This is a genomic window from Vibrio sp. Vb1755 (assembly GCF_033338635.1).
In the GTDB taxonomy this organism is placed as follows: Bacteria; Pseudomonadota; Gammaproteobacteria; order Enterobacterales; family Vibrionaceae; genus Vibrio; species Vibrio alginolyticus.
In genome coordinates this window covers 1-1099 of the sequence record NZ_JAWOTA010000311.1, presented here as the reverse complement: position 1 = coordinate 1099, position 1099 = coordinate 1, and the positions used below count along the sequence as shown (strand labels likewise).

Sequence of the window (1099 nt, the reverse complement as noted above, 5' to 3'; positions counted from 1 at the left end):
AAAAACGTGCCAAGTGATGTTTTGCGAGAATTCACGACATTCGAAAACTGTGTTGCTGTTTTCTTTCCGCTATTCACACCATGAGCCACGTAAGTGTTGTAGATCAGCTTCTTTTTGTTTACGTCCACAACATAAAAACGTTTTTCGGTCGATGGTTTGCTGTAATCAATAATGGTTAGTATCGACTTCTTTCTATCTGGTGTTTTTTGGTAGGCGATGAAGGCATCGCGAAACAGTTTAAAGTCGATGACGCCATTGAGTTTGGCTTCTTTATATGTTTTTTCAATAACTTGTTGGGATACGCGGTTCTCTGCCTTGCTATTTGGGTGTTGCGCCATTGCAAAAGGAGAAACCGACAAACATGTCCATATCAGCAATAAAAATAACTTTTTCATTTTGACTAAATAAAAACTCTTTGGTGTTACAAATTTATCGATTGCTTCATGCACTCGTTAAAACAACTTGCACATCAATATAATTATATTCCCAATGTTTCTTATTATGCACAAAAGCACGTAATGTTGGGATTCCATTAAGTTTCAAGGGTTCTGTCTAACCAATTGAAACTGCTTAATATTAATAAGTTAATCGTTGCTTTTGAAAAACTTCGACGTAAATACTAGCCGATTTCGCTAATTAATAAAACTGTGTTTAGCAATATTTTTGATAGAGTAAAGTTAAAAAACAATGTTTAATTAAATGGATGTGGAAAATATCTTTTAATTTCAAAGTATTTATTAGAACCATGATCGGAGGACAAAAGGTTTACTCTGTGATCCAGCTCGAAACGCCGCGTTACTTAAGGGGCTGTCTCTGATCGTTGTGATTACGGTTTTATAAATAGAATAAAGGATGTAGAACGGAAAGATAGATAAACAGCTCTTCATCTGAGCGTTTCACTCCAACTGAAAAAAGTGAAAAAAATGTGATGATGAGTTTTATAAGGTACGGATATGGAACGAATGGAAACTCTAAATCAGGCATTTCTATATAAGGAAAAACGAAAATGATGGGTATCCATTATTTTTATGTTTGCTTTGTATGAACTGAATAAGTAATTAGACTTTTCTTATAAATAAATTAACGATCGGTTAAGACA

General features: G+C 34.0%; 1 protein-coding gene. It reads right to left on the bottom strand.

The features are described from left to right. Positions 1 to 395: murein L,D-transpeptidase catalytic domain-containing protein (locus R7E00_RS24795; RefSeq protein WP_318124871.1), on the bottom strand; the 395-nt coding region annotated here is incomplete at its 3' end. Positions 396 to 1099: the final 704 nt, after the last annotated feature.